This window comes from Nonomuraea sp. NPDC052116, assembly GCF_040680035.1.
Lineage (GTDB): Bacteria > Actinomycetota > Actinomycetes > Streptosporangiales > Streptosporangiaceae > Nonomuraea > Nonomuraea angiospora_A.
Map to the genome: position 1 here is coordinate 368,418 of NZ_JBFAWA010000003.1, position 17,253 is coordinate 385,670.

Here is a 17,253-nt window from a genome sequence, read left to right on the forward strand (position 1 = left end):
CACGGGTTTCACTTGCACCGTAGGACCGTGACCATGCTCAGTCAACGATCCGGCTCGGCGCGTCGTGAAGCGTAAATGCACCGAAATACCTACCCCGCCCTGCCGAAGTCTTCGGGAGTGATCGTGTCAAGGAACTCTCTGAACTTCTCCACCTCGTCTTCCTGGTCGTCCGGGATGATCACCCCGGCCTCCTGGACGACCTCCTCGCTGGCGAAGATGCGCGCTCCGGTGCGCAGGGCGAGCGCGATCGAGTCGGACGGCCGCGCGCTCACCTCCACGCCGTTGGAGAAGACCAGGTCGGCGAAGAAGATGCCGTCGCGCAAGGCGACGATGTTGACCGCTCGCAGGCCGACGCCCAGAGCGCTCAGCACGTCTCGGAAGAGGTCGTGGGTGAGCGGACGCGGCGGTGGCTCCTCCGCTTGGGCCAGCGCGATGGCCGTCGCCTCGGTCATGCCAATCCATATAGGAAGGAACCGCTCCCCGTGTGCCTCCTTGAGCAAGACGATCGGCTGATTTGTGGGCATTTCAACTCGAACGCCCACGACCTCCATCTGCAACACGGGCTGCTCCGTATTCCTGACCGGTCACCCGGCACAGCTATTTGCGGGTCGCTACTGCTGACTGGCTACTGCAATTCAACGTAACACCCGGCGGGCATGGAATGCGCCTCCGCCTCCCAGCTCGCCAGGGTCTCAACGCCCCAGCACGGACCGGATCCCCGACCGCACAAGGGATGCGTGCAGGTCGAGCAGGAGTGTGGAAAGCTCCCTGGCGACCTCGTCGGCCTCCCCGATGGCGCCGGGGGCCCGCCGTTTGAGTATGGGCGCGACCGCCTGCTCGACGAGCCCGCACTCGCGCTCGGCCGCGGCCTTGACCGCCCGCAGGTGGCGGGCGCGCAGGCCGAAGCGGGCCAGCGCGCCGATGCTGCGGGCCACGTTGAGCGCCTCTTCGTCGTAGCGCCTGGCCACCGGGGCGAGCAGGCCGTAGTCCTCGAGCTCGGTGAGCGTCTCGTCGTCGATCTCCGCCGCCTCGAGCAGCTCGGCCCGGCTGAGCCGGACCTCCGTCTTCTCCTGGACGGCGCGCGGGCGGCCGAAGCTCTCGGCCATCCTGTCCTTGATCACCCGCAGCGGCAGGTAATGGTCGCGCTGCTCGCGCAGGATGAAGCGCAGCTGCTCCACGTGCAGGTGAGTGAACTTGCGGTAGCCGGACGGGCTGCGCTCCGGCTCGATCAGCCCCTCACCCTCCAGGAAGCGGATCTTGGAGATCGTCACATCGGGGAACTCGCCCTGCAGGAGCGCGAGCACCTCCCCGATGCTCATGTGAGAGCGTGCCGCCTGGGAGGTCATGTGACCTCCCGGGACGGCGCGTCCACGAGTCGCTCGCTCGGCTCGATCATGCGCCGGCGTGGGTCCGCATCAGGAAGACGAGGCGGAACTTGCCGATCTGCACCTCGTCTCCGGAGTGCAGGGGAACCTCCTCGATGCGTTCCCTGTTGACGTAGGTGCCGTTGAGGCTGCCCACGTCGCGTACGGAGAACTGACCGCCGGGGTGGCGGTAGAACTCGACGTGGCGGCGGGAGACCGTGATGTCGTCGAGGAAGATGTCGCTCTCCGGGTGGCGCCCGGTCGTGGTGAGGTTCTTGTCCAGCCGGAAACGGCTCCCCTGGTTGGGGCCCCTGGTCACCGTGAGCAGCGCCGTGCCGGGCGGCAGCTGCTCGACCAGAGCCCGCTCCGCCAGGAGCATGTCGCCTGCCTCAGCCTCGTATGCCTCGATTCCCGCGATGGAGATCGTCGACGTGGTGTCCCCGGAGACCTCGGGTCTGGTCAGCGGTGACCCACAGCGGGAACAGAAACGGGCATCCTCGGGGTTGGCGTGCCCGCACTGCGTGCAGTAGACGCTCGGCATCGATCGGCTCGGCCTCCTACCGCGAAGACGCGGCGACGGTGCTCAAAGACGCGCCTCGCTTCGCTTTTTCAAGTTTGCGAATGCCGCAAGATACGCTGATCAGCGGCAAAGGTCAAGGCGGGGCACTGGACTGTGGTTTGGACGCAGACAAAGTTACCGCCGCTTCCGCCCCGTGGTCCATGCCGCCGCGCGTTTCTACATTACGATCTTGCGGCACTGTCTGGGCACGTCAACCCTAATGGCTTTTTTCCTCACCCTCCGCGACGATTGTTCACATGGCGGCCTGCTCCACGATGCGGGCCCACCGTTCGAGCAGGGCCTGGGCGCTGTCCATGTCGCCCGCCTCGGCCCACAGATCGGTCACGGGCTCGGTGGCCGCCGGCAGCACGAGCACCCAGCTCCCGTCGTCGTGGGCCACCCGCACGCCGTCGGTGGTGTCGATGCGCCGGCCCTCGTGCTCGGCCTCCGCCGCCTCGATGACCGAGCGCATGACGGCCCCCTTGGCCGCCCACGGCGTGGGGATCGTGCGCTTGAGCATCTTGACCTCGGGGATCCTGGCGTCGATCTGACTGAGCGACAGGCGGGTGCGGGCCACCAGCCCGAGCAGGCGCATGAACGAGGCCAGCCCGTCGATGGCCGGGCTGAACTCCGGCACCACGAAGCCGCCGCGCCCGTCCGCCGCGAAGATCATGTCGGGGCCGGCGGCGGCCGAGGTGAGGGCGTCGAGCGCGGTGGAGGTCCACTGCACCTGTACGCCGTGGAAGCGGCAGACCTGCTCGGCGACCCTGGTCGTGGTGACCGGCAGGGCCACCTGGCCGCCCCTGCGCTCGGCGGCGACGAGGTCGAGCACGACGAGCAGGGAGCGTTCGTCGTTGATGAGCTGGCCCATCTCGTCCACGAGGGCGATGCGCTCGCCGACCGGGTCGAAGCGGACCCCGAAAGCCGCCCGCGACGAGCTGACCAGCTCCGACAGGCGCTGCAGGTCGCGGCGGCGCTCGGCGAGCGTCTCGGTGGGCGAGACGTCGTCGAGGCGGGCGTTGACGGTGAGCACCTCGACCCCGACGCGGCCGAGCAGCGTGGGCAGCACCAGCGAGGAGGTGCCCCCCGCGCAGTCCACGACGACCTTCATGTCCCTGACGTCGCCCACGTCCACGTGGCGCAGGAGCTCGTGGGTGTAGTCCTCGACGGCCCTGGCCGGATACGTGAGCTCGGCGATCTCTCCCGGGAACGCGCGCCGGAACTCCTGCCGGGAGAAGACCCGCTCCAGCTTGCGCTGCGCGGCCGGGGGCAGGTCGGCGCCGCGACCGTCCATGATCACGATGTCCACGCTCTGCGGGTCGCCCGGCGTGGTGCGCAGGGTGATGCCGCCCGCGGCCGACTCGCGGGCCGTGTGGAAGCGCGTGACCGGCAGCGGGGCGGCCTCCAGGTCCAGGACGTTGATCGCGCCCGCGGTGAGCGCGCCGATGACGGCCCGCTTGAGCGCCCTGGCGGCCAGGGAGCAGTCGCGGGAGGTGACGACGTACTCGCCCTTCTTGAGGGTGGTGGCGTACGCGCTGGCCAGCCGGACGCACAGCTCGGCGGTGATCTCGACGTTGACCAGGCCGCTGACGCCCCTCGGGCCGAACAGGTTGCGCTGGCCGCGCGACTCCCAGATGACGCTGGTGTTGACGACCGCGCCGGCCTCGATGGTCTTGAACGGGTAGACCTTGACGCCGCTGGAGACGTACGCCTCGGGCTCGATGACGCACTCGTCGCCGATGACGGCGTTCTCCTCGATGCGGGCGCCGGCCATGATGTCGGTGCTCTTGCCGATGACGCAGCCGCGCAGGTGGGCGCCGGGGCCGAGGTAGACGTTGTCGTGGACGACCGCGCGGTGCAGGAAGGCGCCCTCGCGGACGACGGCGTTGTTGCCGAGCACGGTGTACTCGCGCAGCTCGGCGCCCGCCTCGACCTTGGCGTAGTCGCCGATGAGCAGCGGGCCCTTGAGCACGGCGTCGGGATCGACCGAGGCCGAGTCGGCGACCCAGACGCCCGGCGAGAGCTCGAAACCGCCGATCTCCAGGTTGACCCGGCCCGACAGGGCGTCGGCCTGGGCCTTGAGGTAGCTGTCGTGGGTGCCGACGTCCTCCCAGTAGCCGTCGGCCACGTAGCCGTAGATGGCGGCGCCCTGGTCGAGGAGGGCGGGGAAGACGTCCGAGGACCAGTCGACGGGCTCGCCCGCGGCGACGGCGGCGAGGACCTCGGGCTCCATGATGTAGATGCCGGTGTTGACGGTGTCGGAGAAGACCTGGCCCCAGGTGGGCTTCTCGAGAAAGCGCTGAACGCGTCCCCCGTCGTCCACGATGATGATCCCGAATTCGAGGGGGTTCGGGACGCGCTTGAGGCCGATTGTCACAAGTGCCGAATTTTCACGATGAAACCGGATCATGTCGGTTAAATCGATATCTGTCAGGGCGTCGCCGGAGATCACAAGGAAACGGTCGTCGCGGAGCCGGTCCTCGGCGTTCTTGACGCTGCCCGCCGTGCCGAGGGGCACGTCCTCGGTGGCGTACTGGAGGCTCATGCCGAGCTCGTCGCCGTCGCCGAAGTAGTTGCGGACGAGCGCCGCCAGGAACTGGAGCGTGACCACCGTCTCGGTGATGCCGTGGCGCTTCAGCAGGCGCAGCACGTGCTCCATGATCGGGCGGTTGACCACGGGCAGCAGGGGCTTGGGCTGGTTGGCGGTCATGGGACGCAGCCGAGTTCCCTCTCCGCCTGCCATGACGACCGCCTTCACCCGATCACTCCTTTTTGGCCGAGGTTACGAGTTGCAGCACCTGTACCACATACAACACCCCTGCCCACCAGTACAGGCCCGTTCCCCAAAGCGCGAATGCCCACCCGACAATTCGTGCTATATCGGCATACCACCCCGTATGGGAGGCAAGGAAGAGGAGAGGGAAGGCGTACATGAGGTTGAACATGGCAGCCTTGCCCAGGTAATGCACCTGAAGTGCCTTGTAGCCATGTTTGCGAAGTACGGGGATGAAACAGGCGACGAAGAGTTCGCGCCCCAGGATGACCACGACCAGCCACCACGGGATCACGTCGCGTAGCAGCAGGCCGATGATGGTGGCGAAGACGTAGAGCTTGTCGGCGGCGGGGTCGATGATCCGGCCGAGCCTGCTGGTCTGGTTGAAGGCGCGAGCGATCTTTCCGTCGAGCCAGTCCGTGAAACCGGCCACCGCGAGGATCACGATGGCCCATCCGTCCGCTTTGGGCCCGAGAACCAGCCAGAGGAAGACGGGGACGCCGAGGAGTCGCAGGAAGCTCAGCAGGTTGGGAACCGTCCAGATCCGGTCCTCGGCGGAAGTTTCGCTCACGAGCAGACCCTACTGCGTGGAACTCTGACACAGCGGCCCCGCATGGGGCGCTCACATTTCCACCCTTCCCGCCCACCCCGGACGGCTCACGGGCGGTGGGGTCAGGTCCGGAGGAAGGCGTGGGTGCGGCCCAGCTCCTCGAAGCCGAGCTTGGCGTAGAAGTCCTTCGGCCAGTCGGCCGCGTCGGCCACCAGGAAGACCAGCTCGGCCTCCGCCGCCCGCGCGAGCAGCGCGGTCATGAGGGTGCGCGCGTGCCCCTTGCCCCGATGATCCGCGCCGGTGAAGACGCTCTCGATCTGGGCCACGCCGCCGTGCTCGTACAGGTCGGCCCTGGCGGCGATCTCCCCGTCCGGGGCGCGTACCCCCCAGAAGCTCACCGCGTCGGCGCCGCGCAACCGGTCCTCCACCCGCCGGGCGAGCCCGTCGATCACCTCGTCCGGCGCCTGGGGCAGCGTGTGGCGCCAGTCGCGCCGCAGCACCGGCAGCAGCTCGGCCGGGGAGAGCCGCTCGGCCACCGCGGAGCCGGGCGGGGTCGCGCCGCGGAAGGCCATGATCAGGTTGGTCTCGTGCTCGTAGCCGGCGGCGAGGAACGCGGGCGCGAGCGCCGTACCGAGCCGGTCGTCGTCCACGCACACCAGCCGGTGCTCCCGCTCCGCGAGCACCTCGTCGGCCGCCCGCAGCAGCCGCTCCGCCGCCTCCCGGGCCTCCTCCGGCGTCTCCGGGACCGGCCCGGGGCCGACGATGAGCTTGTTGTCGTCGTGGGAGCCGGGATAGCGCCCGTCGAGCACCGCGAACCCGCCCGGGACGGTCAACTCCCGCGGAGTCCTGCGGCGCGCGAAGGCGTGCTGGAAGCCCACCGCGCGAGCCAGGTCCGCGGCGCCGGTGTCCAGGTCCGCGTCCAGGTCCGCGGCGGGCTCAGCCGGCACGCCGCGCCGTCTCGAGGAACGCCCGGATGAGCGCCGAGTCCTTCACCCCGGGCGAGGTCTCCACCCCGCTGGACACGTCGACGCCCCACGGGGCGGCCGCCGCGATCGCCTCCGCCACGTTCGACGGGGCGAGCCCGCCGGCCAGCAGCCACTGCCCCGACGCGCGGCCGCGGACGGCCGCCCAGTCCCACGCCTGCCCGGACCCGGCGTGCGGCGCGTCCACGAGGAGCAGGTCCTCGTCGTAGGCCCCGCAGCGCAGGTCGGCCTCCGCGTCGACGGCCCTGATCAGCCGGAGGCCGAGGTCCTTGAGCGCGGTGAAGTCGCCGTGCGGGTGCTTGCCGTGCAGCTGGATGGCCCGTACGCCGGACGCCAGCGCCGCCGCGCGCACCGTGTCAGGGTCCTCGCCGCGGAACACCCCCACGGTCAGCACATGGGCGGGCACCAGCGCGGCCAGCTCCGCGGCCCGCTCGGGCGCGATCCTGCGCGGGCTCCGGGTCATGACGAACCCGATCGCGTCCGCGCCCGCCTCCACGGCGGTGGTCACATGCTCGGGCTCGCTCAACCCGCAGATCTTCACATACACCACACCCCCGACCCTAGCGGCGGCGGGGGCCACCGGTGACCATGCCCACGCCGGTCCACCCGGAGGATGAGCGGCCGTCCCCCGTCCGGCGGACGAGCGAGGCGGCGTCAGGGGCGGGGTCAGGGGCGGGGCGGGCGTACCGGGCGGAAGGAGGCGTCCACGAGGCCGGTGCGGTGGGCCACGACGGCGGCCTGGATGCGGTTGCGCAGCCCCAGCTTCTCCATGGCCGCCGCGATGTGGGTCTTGACCGTCGTCACGCCCACGTGCAGCTCCTCCGCGATCTCCGCGTTGGACAGCCCGGTGCCGACCAGGGCGAGCACCTCCAGCTCGCGTTCGGTCAGCCCGGCGGGCGGGGGCGCGGCGGCCTGCTCCTCGGCGTCCAGGAACCGCTCCACGACCCGGCGCAGCACCGACGGGGCCAGGAGCTGCTCCCCCGCCGCCGCCCGGCGCACGGCGTCCACCATGCGCTCAGGTTCGTCGTCCTTGACCAGGAATCCGACCGCGCCGGCTCGCAGCGCCGCGTACACGTTGGCGTCCTCCGCGAACGTCGTCAGCACCACGATCCGGGCGCCCGGCCGGGCGGCGAGCACGCGTTTGATCGCCTCCAGCCCGTCGACCCTGGGCATGCGCAGGTCCATGAGGATCACGTCCGGCAGGTGGCGCTCGGCCAGGCGGACCGCCTCGGCCCCGTCCACGGCCTCCCCCACGACCTCCATGTCACCCGTGGCCTGCAGCAGCATCCGCACGCCCGCCCGTACGAGCGCCTGGTCGTCGGCCACCAGCACGCGGATCATGCGACGCTCCTGGCCGGGAGGCTGGCGGCCAGGAGCCAGCCGCCCTCGCCGTCGGGCCCGGCGGAGAGGGTGCCGCCGAGGGTGCGGACGCGTTCGCGCATGCCGGCCAGGCCACGCCCGGACGAGGGCAGGCGTTCGACGACGGTGGGCGGGCGGCCGTTGCGGATCCGTACGGACAGGCCCTCCGCCGAGGGGGTGACGCTGACCCGGACCTGGGTGCCGGGGCCGGCGTGTTTGAGCACGTTCGTGAGTCCTTCCTGGACGATGCGGGCGGCGGAGGCGCGGGCGATGAGGGGCGCCCGGTCGGTGGCGGGGTCGAGTTCGAGGTCGACGACGAGCCCGGCGGCGGCCATGCGTTCGGCGGACTCGCGGACCACGTCGGCGGGGTTGGCCAGCAGGTCGGGCTGGCGTTCGGGGTCGCGCAGCAGGTCGAGCAGGTCACGCAGGTCCTGCAGCACCTGGTGTCCCGTCTCGCGGATGTCGGTGAGCGCGTCGGCGACGGGGCCGTCGGGGGCGGTGTAGCGGGCGGCGCTGGCCCGCAGGACCATGGCGCCCACGTGGTGGGCCACGATGTCGTGCACGTCGCGGGCGATGCGCTCGCGTTCGGCGAGCTGGTCGGCGCGCACCTGGGCGACGGCCGCGCGGGCCGCCTCCTCGGCGCGCAGCCGCTCGGCGGCCGCCGCGGCCTGCCGCATGCCGAGGTAGCGGCCGATGGCGATCGGCGTGGCCACCAGCGTCATGAGGATCCCGACGCGGAACGGCGTGGTCTGGGTCTCCTGGCCGACGACGGCGATCGCGGTCAGCATGCAGCCGGCGGCGTAGGCGATGATCGTCCATGCCCAGGAGGTCACCCGCATCGCGAACACGCCGATCGCGATGAGCGTGAGGATCACGCAGGTGTTGACGACCTGGTTCAGATAGGTGTCGGCGGAGACGAGCAGCGCGCCCTGCAGCAGCAGCACCACCCCGGGCAGCCGCCGGGCGATGCCCAGCGACAGGCCGCCGACCACGGCGAGCAGGCCGACCACCCAGACGGGCTGGGTGCCCGCGTGCCAGGAGGTCCAGGTGCTGAGCACGGTGATCGCCACCCCGCCCGCCGCCAGCAGCGCGTCGGGGGTGACGTCCCGCTCCTCCAGCGGCCCCGCCGAGCCGCGCAGGTACGCCCCGAGCACGGCCGGGAAGACCGCCAGGAAGACCGAGTACACCCAGGTGTTCATGACGACCGGGATGCCGGGGTCGACGATGTTCAACGCGGTCGCGACCATCGCGGCGGCCACCGCGAGCGCGGTACCCCGCCAGCCGGAGCGGTACCCCACGACTCCGAGCGCCACGCAGACCAGGATCTGCGCCGTGTTGGACGTGAACGACCCGAGCTGGTCGGTCACCACCAGCAGTCCGGCCAGGTAGAGCGCGACGGGCACCGGCCGGCGCCGGACGAGCCCCATGGGCAGGCCCACCAGCAGCGCCATCGGGATGTTCATCTCGGCGGGCAGGTATCTGGTGTCGCCCGCATGCGCCGTCGTCAACAGGTCCAGGCCCACACCTGAGACCGCGAGCAGGACATCCAGCGGCAAACCACGCCAACGCATGGACTCACGGTATCCGTGGAGCTTGTCGGCGGGGGTCCTCCTTGCGGAGGACCCCGTCTCCTCCAAGTGGCCGGAGGTCCGCCCGGAGGGCGGAGCGGCCACCCGCGATCTTGCCTTAGGTTCGGGGCATGCCCAACGACTCCGCACTTTTTCTCGGCCAGTTCTTCCGGGCGCCGACCACGATCGGGGCGGTCGCGCCCAGTTCGCGGTGGCTGGCCTCGGCTGTCTGCGCGCCGATCCCCGAGCGCGGCGAACCGACCGTGGTCGAGCTCGGCCCGGGCACAGGCCCGTTCACGGCGGAGATCCAGCAGCGGCTGGGCGGGCGTGGTCACCACCTGGCCGTGGAGGTCAACGAGCCCATGGCGCGGCTCCTGGCGGCCCGGTTCCCGGCCGTCGACGTGGTGAACGCCGATGCGGCGCGGCTGGGCGAGTTGCTGGCCGAGCGCGGGTTGCAGCAGGCGGACGTGGTGGTGAGCGGGTTGCCGTGGGCGGCGTTCCCGCAGGAGTTGCAGCATGCGCTGCTGAGTGCCGTGACGTCGGTGATGAGCCCGGGTGCGGCGTTCACGACGTTCTCCTACATTCACGCCATCCCGCTGAGCTCGGCGCGCCGGTTCCGGGCGCTGCTGGCCGAGCGGTTCGAGGAGGTCGTGCCGGGGCGTACGGTGTGGCGCAACACTCCGCCCGGCTTCGTCTTCCACGCGCGCCGGCCCCGCCCATAAGAGGGCCCGTAAATCTCTGGCAAAGCTTCGGCGGAGGCGGCCGTGGTGCGCGCAGGCCGGGGTGAGTCTCTGCCTCGTCCCCGGAGCAACGTTCTCGGCCTCGGTGAACAAGCCCTCGGCATCCGCGCGGCGACCAGGCCGTCCCCGTCCACCCCCCGCTACCCGCGCGCGGGGGAAGCACACCCGCGGATCAGCCGAACGACGGCGGCCGCTTCTCCCGCACCGCGCGCACGCCTTCGACCACGTCGGGGCCGGTGAAACCGAGGAACTCCATGGCCAGTGAGGCGTCGAACGAGGGCCCCGCCAGGCGCAGCCAGTTGTTGAGCGAGTATTTGGTCAGCCTGATCGCCTCCTGAGAGCCGGAGGCGAGCCTGACCGCGATCTCCATGGCCTTGTGGTGCACCTGGTCGTCGTCCACGCACAGGCTGACCAGCCCCATCCGCTCGGCCTGCTCGCCCGTGACGGGCTCGCACAGCAGCAGGTGGTATTTCGCCTTGGCCAGGCCGCACAGCAGCGGCCACACGATGGCCGCGTGATCGCCGGCCGCGACGCCGAGCCTGGTGTGCCCGTCGATGATCCGCGCCGTGCGGCCCGCGACGGAGATGTCGGCCAGCAGGGCCACGGCGAGCCCCGCGCCGACCGCCGGCCCCTGGATCGCCGAGACGATCGGCTTGGAGCAGTTGAGGACGTTGTAGACGATGTCGCGGGCCTCGGCGAACACGCGCAGCCTGGTCGCGTGGTCGCGGGTCATCTCCTCGATCATGGACAGGTCGCCGCCCGCGGAGAAGGCCTCGCCCTCTCCCCTGACGACGACGGCCCTGACGCTGTCGTCCCGGTCGGCGTCGCGCCAGATCTCGCCCAGCTCGCGGTGGGCGGTCGCGTCCACGGCGTTGAGCCGGCCCGGCTCGCTGATCGTGACCCGCAGGACGCCGTCGGCCGGGGTGTCGATCTTGAGCTTGTCGTACGTCACCATGACCCCCGCAGCCGCTCCGCGACGTACTCGCGGGCCTCGACCGCCTGGTCGAACAGGCCCGGCAGGCCGAAGAAGCCGTGCACGGCGCCGTCCCACCTGCGGCTCTCCGCCGGCACGCCCGACTCCGCCAGGCGCCGGGCGTAGTGCTCGCCCTCGTCTCTCAGCACGTCGCACTCGGCCGTCACCACGGTCGCGGGCGCCAGGCCGGCGACGTCGGGCAGCCGCAGCGGCGACAGCCGCGGGCCGGCCAGGTCGGCGTCACCGGCGTACTGCCTGGTGTACCAGGCCAGCTCGGCGGCCCCGAGCGCGTAGCCCTTGGCGTATTCGGCGTGGCTGGGCGTGTCCATGGCCAGGTCGAGCACCGGGCAGACGAGCGCCTGGTGCGTGAGGCCCAGCCCGGCGTCGCGGGCCTGCCAGGCGGCGACGGCGGCCAGGTTGCCGCCCGCGCCCTCGCCGACGACCGCGACGCCGCCGTTGCCCTGGTAGAAGGCCGGCCGGGTGAACAGGTCGCGCACGACGGTCCACGCGTCGTCGGCCGCCGCCGGGAACGGGTGCTCGGGGGCGAGCCGGTAGTCCACGGACACCACCACCGCGCCCGTGCGGATCGCCAGGTCGCGGCAGAGCCGGTCGCTCCGCTTGACGCCGCCGTAGACCCAGCCGCCGCCGTGGAAGAAGACCGCGACGGGCAGCGCGCCGTCGCCGGGGTCGGCGCGGTAGATCCTGATGGGCACGCCCTCGGCCTGCTCGTCACGGACGAAGGGGAGCTTGGTGAGCGGACCGCGGTGGATCGCCACCCGGTCGGGCTGCGCGCGCGTCTCCCGGATCTCTTCCGGGCCGAACGCGTCGTAGTCGGTGCCCGCGTCCGGCACGTAACGGGCGAGGTAGTCCCGCGCCTGAGGATGCAGCGGCATGATCGCAGCCTATCGGGCCGCCTCGATGAACGCATCGAAGATCCGCGCATCTCCGTCACTCTCCGGATGCCATTGGACACCCACGCCGAACCTGTGCCCCTGCAACTCGATGCCCTCCACGATCTGGTCCTCGGCCCAGGCCACGGCCAGCAGGCCGGTGCCGAGGCGGCGTACGGACTGGTGGTGGGGGGCGCTGACCTCGACCCGGTCGCCCACGGCCTTGCCGAGCTTGCTGGAGACGCTGACCTGGATCGTGTGGGTCGCGCCCGGCTCGCCGTGGCGGTCGCTGTCGAGCACCTCGGGCAGCCAGGGGATCAGCGTGCCGCCCTGGGCGACGTTGAGCACGTGCATGCCCCTGGCGATGGCCAGGATCGGCAGGTCGGCGCGGACGGCGGCCCTGGCCAGGGCCAGCTCGAACCGGTCGCGGTGCTGCTGCGGCTCGGCCACCCGCTCGTCGGGCTCGCCGCCGTAGTTGCCCGCGCCGAGCTCCACACCGTCGGCCAGGACGATGCCCTGCAGGCCGCTGATGTAGTCCTCGATGGCGGGGGTGCCGATCGGCGGGAGCATCACGGGAGCGCCCCCGGCCCGCCCGACCGCCCTGGCGTAGGAGGGGGGCGACAGTACGGCCTCGCGTACGTAGTCGCTCCAGCGGGCGGCTTCGAAGTAGGCGGTGATACCGATGAGCGGTCGGGACATGCGATCTCCAGGGGGCAAGGTGGAGTCCGTGCCGCCATCAGCCTGTCAAGATGACGGCCGCACGCCCCATCATGGCGCAAGGTCTTTCCGATATGTCAGGTCTCCCAAAGATCTACCACTTCTGTCCCCACCCCGACGCCCCGCCCCCTCCACCAGCACGACGCAACGGGCCGGAGCGGGCGCGGCGTGGTCCGCCTTCGGCCGTCCGCACTCAAGCACCCACCTCGCCTCCAGCCACCCCACACCTTCGGTCCCGGCGGTGCTCGCGCAAGGGCTGGTGGGGGTGCGAGGCGCTGGGGTGCGGGGCGGGGCACCTCGGCCGGGCGGAGCGGCAGGGGGCGGCGGCGGGACGCTGGGTTGCGGGTGCGGGGCCCGGGAGGAGGCAGGCCAGGACGCGGGGAGGCGGGACGCCCAGGGGCCGGAGGAGCGCGCGTGGGTGGGGTCCGGGCGGGGCGCTGAGGGGCCGAGGACGGCGCGCGCAGGTTGGCCTGGAGCCGGGTCGGGCCCGGGCGGGTGCGAGGCGCCCAGGGGCGGAACTGCGCGTGAGTGGCCCGGGGTCGGGGTCGAGCCAGAGCGGGCGCGCGGGCGGGTGCGGGGGGCGGGCGCGAAGGGCTGGGGCGGCGCGCGTTGGCCTGCGGTGGGGTCAGGCCCGGGCGGGTGCGGGGGGCGGGTGCGGTTGGGGATGGGATGTTGCGGTGCCGGTGTGGCGCACTTGGGTGGCCCGGGGTGGGAGTCGGGCCAGGGCGGGTGCGGTGAGGAGTGCGGTGTTGAGGTGCAGGGGTGGCGGACCTGGGGGGAGCCCGGGGCGGGCCTTGGTTGGGGTTGGGGTGAGGTGGTGGGTTGAGGTTGGGGGGTGGAGTGGTGGGTTAGGTGAGGGTGGGGGTTACGTAGATCTCGGCGCCCGGGGGGAGGGCGCAGTCGAGGTAGCCGAGGCCGTGGGCGTTCTCGCCGCACACGATCATGTTGATGTGCCGGCGGATCCGCCCGTACTCGTCGCGTAGCCGCTCCTCCAGCAGCGGATGCGTACGCCGGAGCATGTCGAGGGCCGCTCCCAGGGTGGGCGGCGAGTCGCGGTCGGCGGCCACGGCGAAGACCTTGACCTCCGAGCGCCCGCTCACCCAGCGCCGCAGCATGCCCGGGAGCACGAAGACGACCATCGTGACCATCGGCTAGAGCACCGCCGCCCGGACGGTGAGCACGTCGGGCAGGTGGCGGACGACCGGCGACCAGGTCTCGCCGCCGTCGCGCGAGCCGTGGACCTCGCCGTCGCGCGTGCCGAAGAACACCCCCGCCTCCGAGGCCGTCATCGCGTCACGCAGCACGGCCGCGTGTACGGGGCCCTCGGGCAGGCCCGAGGTGAACGGCTGCCAGATCGTGCCCGCGTCGTCGCTGCGGAAGACGCGGTAGCGGTGGCCGACCGGGGTGCGGTCGATGTCGGCCGTCAGGGGCAGCACGAAGACCGTGTCCGGCCGCGACGGGTGGACCGCGATCGGGAAGCCGAAGTCGGACGGCAGGCCGGCGCCGATGTCGTGCCAGGCCCCGCCGAAGTCGTCGCTGCGGTAGACGCCGAAGTGATGCTGGAGGTAGAGCCGCTCGGGCCGGGAGGCATGCATGGCGACCTTGTGCACGCACTGCCCGAACTCCGGATATTGCGCCCCCTCGGGCAGGAACGCGGCCCGGATGTTGCGGTTGGCGGCCTCCCACGACAGCCCGCCGTCGAAGGAGCGGTAGAAGCCGCCGGTGGAGATCGCGACGCCCATGATCCGCGGGTCGGTCGGGTGCGGGACGATGGTGTGCAGGCACAGGCCGCCGCCGCCCGGCTGCCACTGCGCCCGGTGCGGGTGCTCCCACAACCCCTCGACCAGCTGGTACGTGACGCCGCCGTCCTCCGAGCGGAACAGCGCGCCCGGCTCGACCCCGGCCCACACCACCCCCGGCTCGGACGGCGAGGGCGCGAGCTGCCACACCCTGGTCAGGGTCGCCTCGGTCTTCTCCGGGAAGGCGATGGGCGGCTGCTCCGCCTCCTTCCACGTCTTCCCGAGGTCATCCGAATACATGACGGACGGACCGAAATGGCCGTATTCGATCCCGGCCAGGAGCCGGGGTGAGGGGCCTCTCGTGTCGATCGCCACCGAGTGCACCCCGACCGTCGAGAACTGGATCGGCTCGACGTCGAACGGACCGCCGCCGGTGGAGCGGGCGAGGAAGAGGCCCTTGCGGGTGCCGATCGCGAGCAGTGTGTCACTCATGGCGTGCTCCCTTGTTGGTCTGCGGCCATCGTGCCACGCAGGGCCGACAGTCTCAGAGGACTGGGAGTTTTCCGTCTGCGAAGCCGCATTACCTGGCGGGTAATCGTGACGCTTCCCTCCAGCGGCTACTGTGCCGGGCATGGGAGCAGTAGCCGTAAAAGACGAGACATTTGGTGAGTTGTTGCGTTCGTGGCGGCAGCGGCGCCGGGTGAGCCAGCTGGACCTGGCCATCGAGGCCGACGTTTCGGCCCGCCACATCAGCTTTCTGGAGACCGGGCGCGCCCGGCCGAGCCGCGAGATGGTGATGAAGCTGGCCGAGGAGCTGGATGTGCCGCTGCGGCAGCGCAACAGGCTGCTGATGTCCGCCGGGTTCGCTCCGGTCTATCCGGAACGCGAGGTCCGCGCCCCGGAGATGGAGGTCGTACGGCAGGCGCTGGACAAGATCCTGGCCGGGCACGAGCCGTACCCGGCGGTCGTGGTGGACGCGGCCTGGAACCTGGTGGCGGCCAACTCGGCGGCCGCGATGTTCATGGACGGGGTGCCCGTCGAGCTGCTGAAGGAGCCGATCAACGTGATGCGGCTCTCGCTGCACCCCGACGCGATGGGCGGCCGGCTGCTGAACCTGGCCGAGGTCCGGGCGCACCTGCTCTACCAGCTGCGCAGGCAGGCCGAGGGGTCGGGCGACCCGCGGCTGGCCGCGCTGTACGACGAGCTGGCCTCGTACGAGTATCCGGGGGTGGACCTGAACGTGGCGCACGTGCCGGGCCCCGCCGACATCCTGGTGCCGCTGCGGATCGCGGCCGGTGACCGGGTGCTGTCGATGTTCACGACGATCGCGACGTTCGGGACGCCGGTGGACGTGACGGTCTCCGAGCTGGCCATCGAGACGTTCTGGCCGAACGACGAGGAGACCGCCGCCGCGTTCCACCAGGGCCTGCGGGGTTAGCGGGCTGGGCCCCCTCCTCGCCTCCGGGGTTGGCGGGCGGGCCAGGCGCTCCAGCGGGCGGAGGCGGGCCGACTGGGCGTCTCAGCGGGCGGAGGCGGGCGGGCCGGGCAGGTCCTCGCCGGCGGCGATCGGCGCCTCGATGGCGAGCGTGGGGCGGCCTCCGCCGATGATCGGCAGCCCGCCCGTGACGGTGTACGTACGCATGTCGAACGCCCCGCCCGCCGACGCCGCCGCGGCGGTGAAGGCCACGTGGGCGTTGCCGCCGGGGACGACCGAGGTGGAGATGTAGTCCCCCGCCATGCGGCCGTGCGCGGAGTCGGCGAGCCAGCCGAGCTCCATCGGCCCGTGCAGCTCGACGGGGGCCGACCAGCTCGCGCCGCCGTTGGCGGAGGAGGTGTAGCCGACCGTGAGGCGGCAGGTGGCGGCCGTGCAGGCGGCGGACGGGTAGCGGTAGTAGGCGAGCGCCAGCCTTGCCGTCTCGCCCGCGCCGGCGGGGTCGACGCCGAGGCCGGGGATGAAGTGGTCGCCGCCGTCGTCCGTGACGCGCAGGATGTGGCTCCACTCCGCGCCGGTGGCCGAGGTGCTCATGACGATGTCGTTGCCGCCGCAGCTGAGCTGGAAGCGGCAGTCGGACCAGGCGACGTACACGGTGCCGGCGGCGTCCACCTCGGCCGAGGGCAGGGGCGCGGCCCGCAACCCGCCCGCGACCTTGTGCCGCTGCACGGTGGCGACGAGGACGCTGCGGCCCCAGCTCTCGCCGCCGTCGCGGGAGCGCAGGGAGCGGATCCGGCCCTCGTCGCTCAGGTACGGCACGACGAGGGCGCCGTCCGGCCGCACGACCGGCTGCCCGCCCAGCCCGGTCGCGGACGTGCCGGTCTCGGCCCAGGTCAGGCCGCCGTCGGAGGAGCGGGCCACCTTGATCGCGTTGCCCGCGGCGACGTCGTCGTAGACCGCGTAGCAGCGGCCGTAGTACGGGCTGCGGACGCCGTTGTCGCAGACGACCCAGCTCTTGTCCAGGTCGCCCCCGCCCGCGACGGCGGTCGTGACGGGATCGCCCCAGGTCAGGCCGCCGTCGGCGGAGCGGCTGGCGAGCACCGCCGCCCCGGTGACCCCGTCCTGGTCGGTGAGCGCCAGCGAGGAGATCAGCCAGACGCCGTGCCGGGCGTCGTAGGCCACCGACGGGTCGCTGGCCCGCCCGTACACGCCGCCGCCGGACGTGGTGATCCCCGGCAGCACGCCCCTGGTCCAGGTGGCGCCGTTGTCGGCCGAGGTCGCGTACGCGATGCCGGACGCCCCGCCGTCGAAGAACCTGCCGACCTGCTGGGCGGCCACGATCGTCGTGCCCGCCTGGAAGGTGTCGGGCCCAGCCTGAGTGCCCGCCTGGAACGTGTCCGGCCCAGCCTGAGTGCCCGCCTGGAACGCGTCGGCCCCCGCCTGGGCACCGGTCCCCAGTTCCGTCAGCGGGGCGGCCTCCGACGACGCCAGGGCGGGCAGCGGGGTCAGGAGGAGCACCAGGGTCAGCAGCCCGCCGATTCCTCGGCGCCGGGCGGGGGATGGCACAGTCCACCTCCACGTTGGCGTGTCATCCTCCACCTCGCAC

The 17,253-nt window shown here is 71.9% G+C and carries 17 protein-coding genes; 2 read left to right on the forward strand and 15 right to left on the reverse strand.

The genetic code is table 11. The annotated features are described in order from the left end of the window. Positions 1–89: 89 nt before the first annotated feature. The 9 genes from AB0L65_RS07300 to AB0L65_RS07340 form a co-directional block, all read right to left on the reverse strand. Positions 90–560 (reverse strand): bifunctional nuclease family protein, encoded by a 471-nt coding sequence (locus AB0L65_RS07300; protein WP_090771501.1) that lies wholly within the window; start codon positions 558–560, stop codon positions 90–92. A 132-nt stretch (positions 561–692) separates the two neighbouring features. Continuing rightward, positions 693–1,319, reverse strand: coding sequence for a MerR family transcriptional regulator (locus AB0L65_RS07305; protein ID WP_364241452.1), 627 nt, complete (start codon positions 1,317–1,319; stop codon positions 693–695). A 73-nt stretch (positions 1,320–1,392) separates the two neighbouring features. Continuing rightward, the gene (locus AB0L65_RS07310) at positions 1,393–1,905 is read right to left on the reverse strand and encodes an FHA domain-containing protein (RefSeq protein WP_185074355.1); all 513 of its coding nucleotides are present in this window, start codon (positions 1,903–1,905) and stop codon (positions 1,393–1,395) included. A gap of 271 nt (positions 1,906–2,176) precedes the next feature. Beyond that, complete coding sequence (locus AB0L65_RS07315; RefSeq protein ID WP_364241455.1) at positions 2,177–4,681, reverse strand: mannose-1-phosphate guanyltransferase; 2,505 nt, start codon at positions 4,679–4,681, stop codon at positions 2,177–2,179. A 4-nt stretch (positions 4,682–4,685) separates the two neighbouring features. Continuing rightward, entirely contained in the window at positions 4,686–5,267 is a 582-nt protein-coding gene (locus AB0L65_RS07320) for a CDP-alcohol phosphatidyltransferase family protein (protein WP_364241458.1), read from the reverse strand. Between the two features lie 101 nt (positions 5,268–5,368). Further along, positions 5,369–6,193 carry a GNAT family N-acetyltransferase gene (locus AB0L65_RS07325; protein ID WP_364241460.1) on the reverse strand — a complete coding sequence of 275 codons (825 nt, stop codon included), beginning with the start codon at positions 6,191–6,193 and terminating at the stop codon, positions 5,369–5,371. After that, the gene (locus tag AB0L65_RS07330; RefSeq protein ID WP_357741735.1) at positions 6,183–6,779 is read right to left on the reverse strand and encodes a phosphoribosylanthranilate isomerase; all 597 of its coding nucleotides are present in this window, start codon (positions 6,777–6,779) and stop codon (positions 6,183–6,185) included. Before AB0L65_RS07330 ends, AB0L65_RS07325 begins: the two co-directional genes overlap by 11 nt. A gap of 116 nt (positions 6,780–6,895) precedes the next feature. Further along, entirely contained in the window at positions 6,896–7,570 is a 675-nt protein-coding gene (locus AB0L65_RS07335) for a response regulator transcription factor (RefSeq protein WP_364241463.1), read from the reverse strand. Next, positions 7,567–9,159 carry a histidine kinase gene (locus AB0L65_RS07340; RefSeq protein ID WP_364241466.1) on the reverse strand — a complete coding sequence of 531 codons (1,593 nt, stop codon included), beginning with the start codon at positions 9,157–9,159 and terminating at the stop codon, positions 7,567–7,569. The genes AB0L65_RS07335 and AB0L65_RS07340 overlap by 4 nt, the downstream gene beginning before the upstream one ends. Positions 9,160–9,287: 128 nt before the next feature. Here AB0L65_RS07340 and AB0L65_RS07345 point away from each other — a divergent pair, with 128 nt between their 5' ends. Continuing rightward, complete coding sequence (locus AB0L65_RS07345; protein ID WP_364241469.1) at positions 9,288–9,878, forward strand: methyltransferase domain-containing protein; 591 nt, start codon at positions 9,288–9,290, stop codon at positions 9,876–9,878. A gap of 190 nt (positions 9,879–10,068) precedes the next feature. Here the strand turns inward: AB0L65_RS07345 and AB0L65_RS07350 are convergent, their stop codons facing one another. From AB0L65_RS07350 to AB0L65_RS07370, 5 genes are all read right to left on the reverse strand, one after another. Continuing rightward, positions 10,069–10,851 (reverse strand): enoyl-CoA hydratase/isomerase family protein, encoded by a 783-nt coding sequence (locus tag AB0L65_RS07350; RefSeq protein WP_364241471.1) that lies wholly within the window; start codon positions 10,849–10,851, stop codon positions 10,069–10,071. After that, positions 10,845–11,762 carry an alpha/beta hydrolase fold domain-containing protein gene (locus tag AB0L65_RS07355; RefSeq protein ID WP_364241474.1) on the reverse strand — a complete coding sequence of 306 codons (918 nt, stop codon included), beginning with the start codon at positions 11,760–11,762 and terminating at the stop codon, positions 10,845–10,847. The genes AB0L65_RS07350 and AB0L65_RS07355 overlap by 7 nt, the downstream gene beginning before the upstream one ends. A gap of 9 nt (positions 11,763–11,771) precedes the next feature. After that, positions 11,772–12,458, reverse strand: a complete 687-nt coding sequence (locus tag AB0L65_RS07360; RefSeq protein ID WP_363968746.1) for a gamma-glutamyl-gamma-aminobutyrate hydrolase family protein — start codon at positions 12,456–12,458, stop codon at positions 11,772–11,774. 866 nt (positions 12,459–13,324) lie between these two features. Then, on the reverse strand, positions 13,325–13,624 hold the full coding sequence (locus tag AB0L65_RS07365) for a molybdopterin synthase sulfur carrier subunit (protein ID WP_192783282.1): 300 nt from the start codon (positions 13,622–13,624) through the stop codon (positions 13,325–13,327). Positions 13,625–13,627: 3 nt separating this feature from the next. Next, positions 13,628–14,707 carry an exo-alpha-sialidase gene (locus tag AB0L65_RS07370; RefSeq protein ID WP_364241476.1) on the reverse strand — a complete coding sequence of 360 codons (1,080 nt, stop codon included), beginning with the start codon at positions 14,705–14,707 and terminating at the stop codon, positions 13,628–13,630. Positions 14,708–14,846: 139 nt separating this feature from the next. Between AB0L65_RS07370 and AB0L65_RS07375 the strand changes: the two genes are divergently transcribed. After that, on the forward strand, positions 14,847–15,653 hold the full coding sequence (locus AB0L65_RS07375; protein WP_364241479.1) for a helix-turn-helix transcriptional regulator: 807 nt from the start codon (positions 14,847–14,849) through the stop codon (positions 15,651–15,653). An 81-nt stretch (positions 15,654–15,734) separates the two neighbouring features. On the opposite strand, the gene AB0L65_RS07380 is transcribed toward AB0L65_RS07375, so the two are convergent. Continuing rightward, entirely contained in the window at positions 15,735–17,213 is a 1,479-nt protein-coding gene (locus AB0L65_RS07380) for a sialidase family protein (RefSeq protein ID WP_364241482.1), read from the reverse strand. Positions 17,214–17,253: the final 40 nt, after the last annotated feature.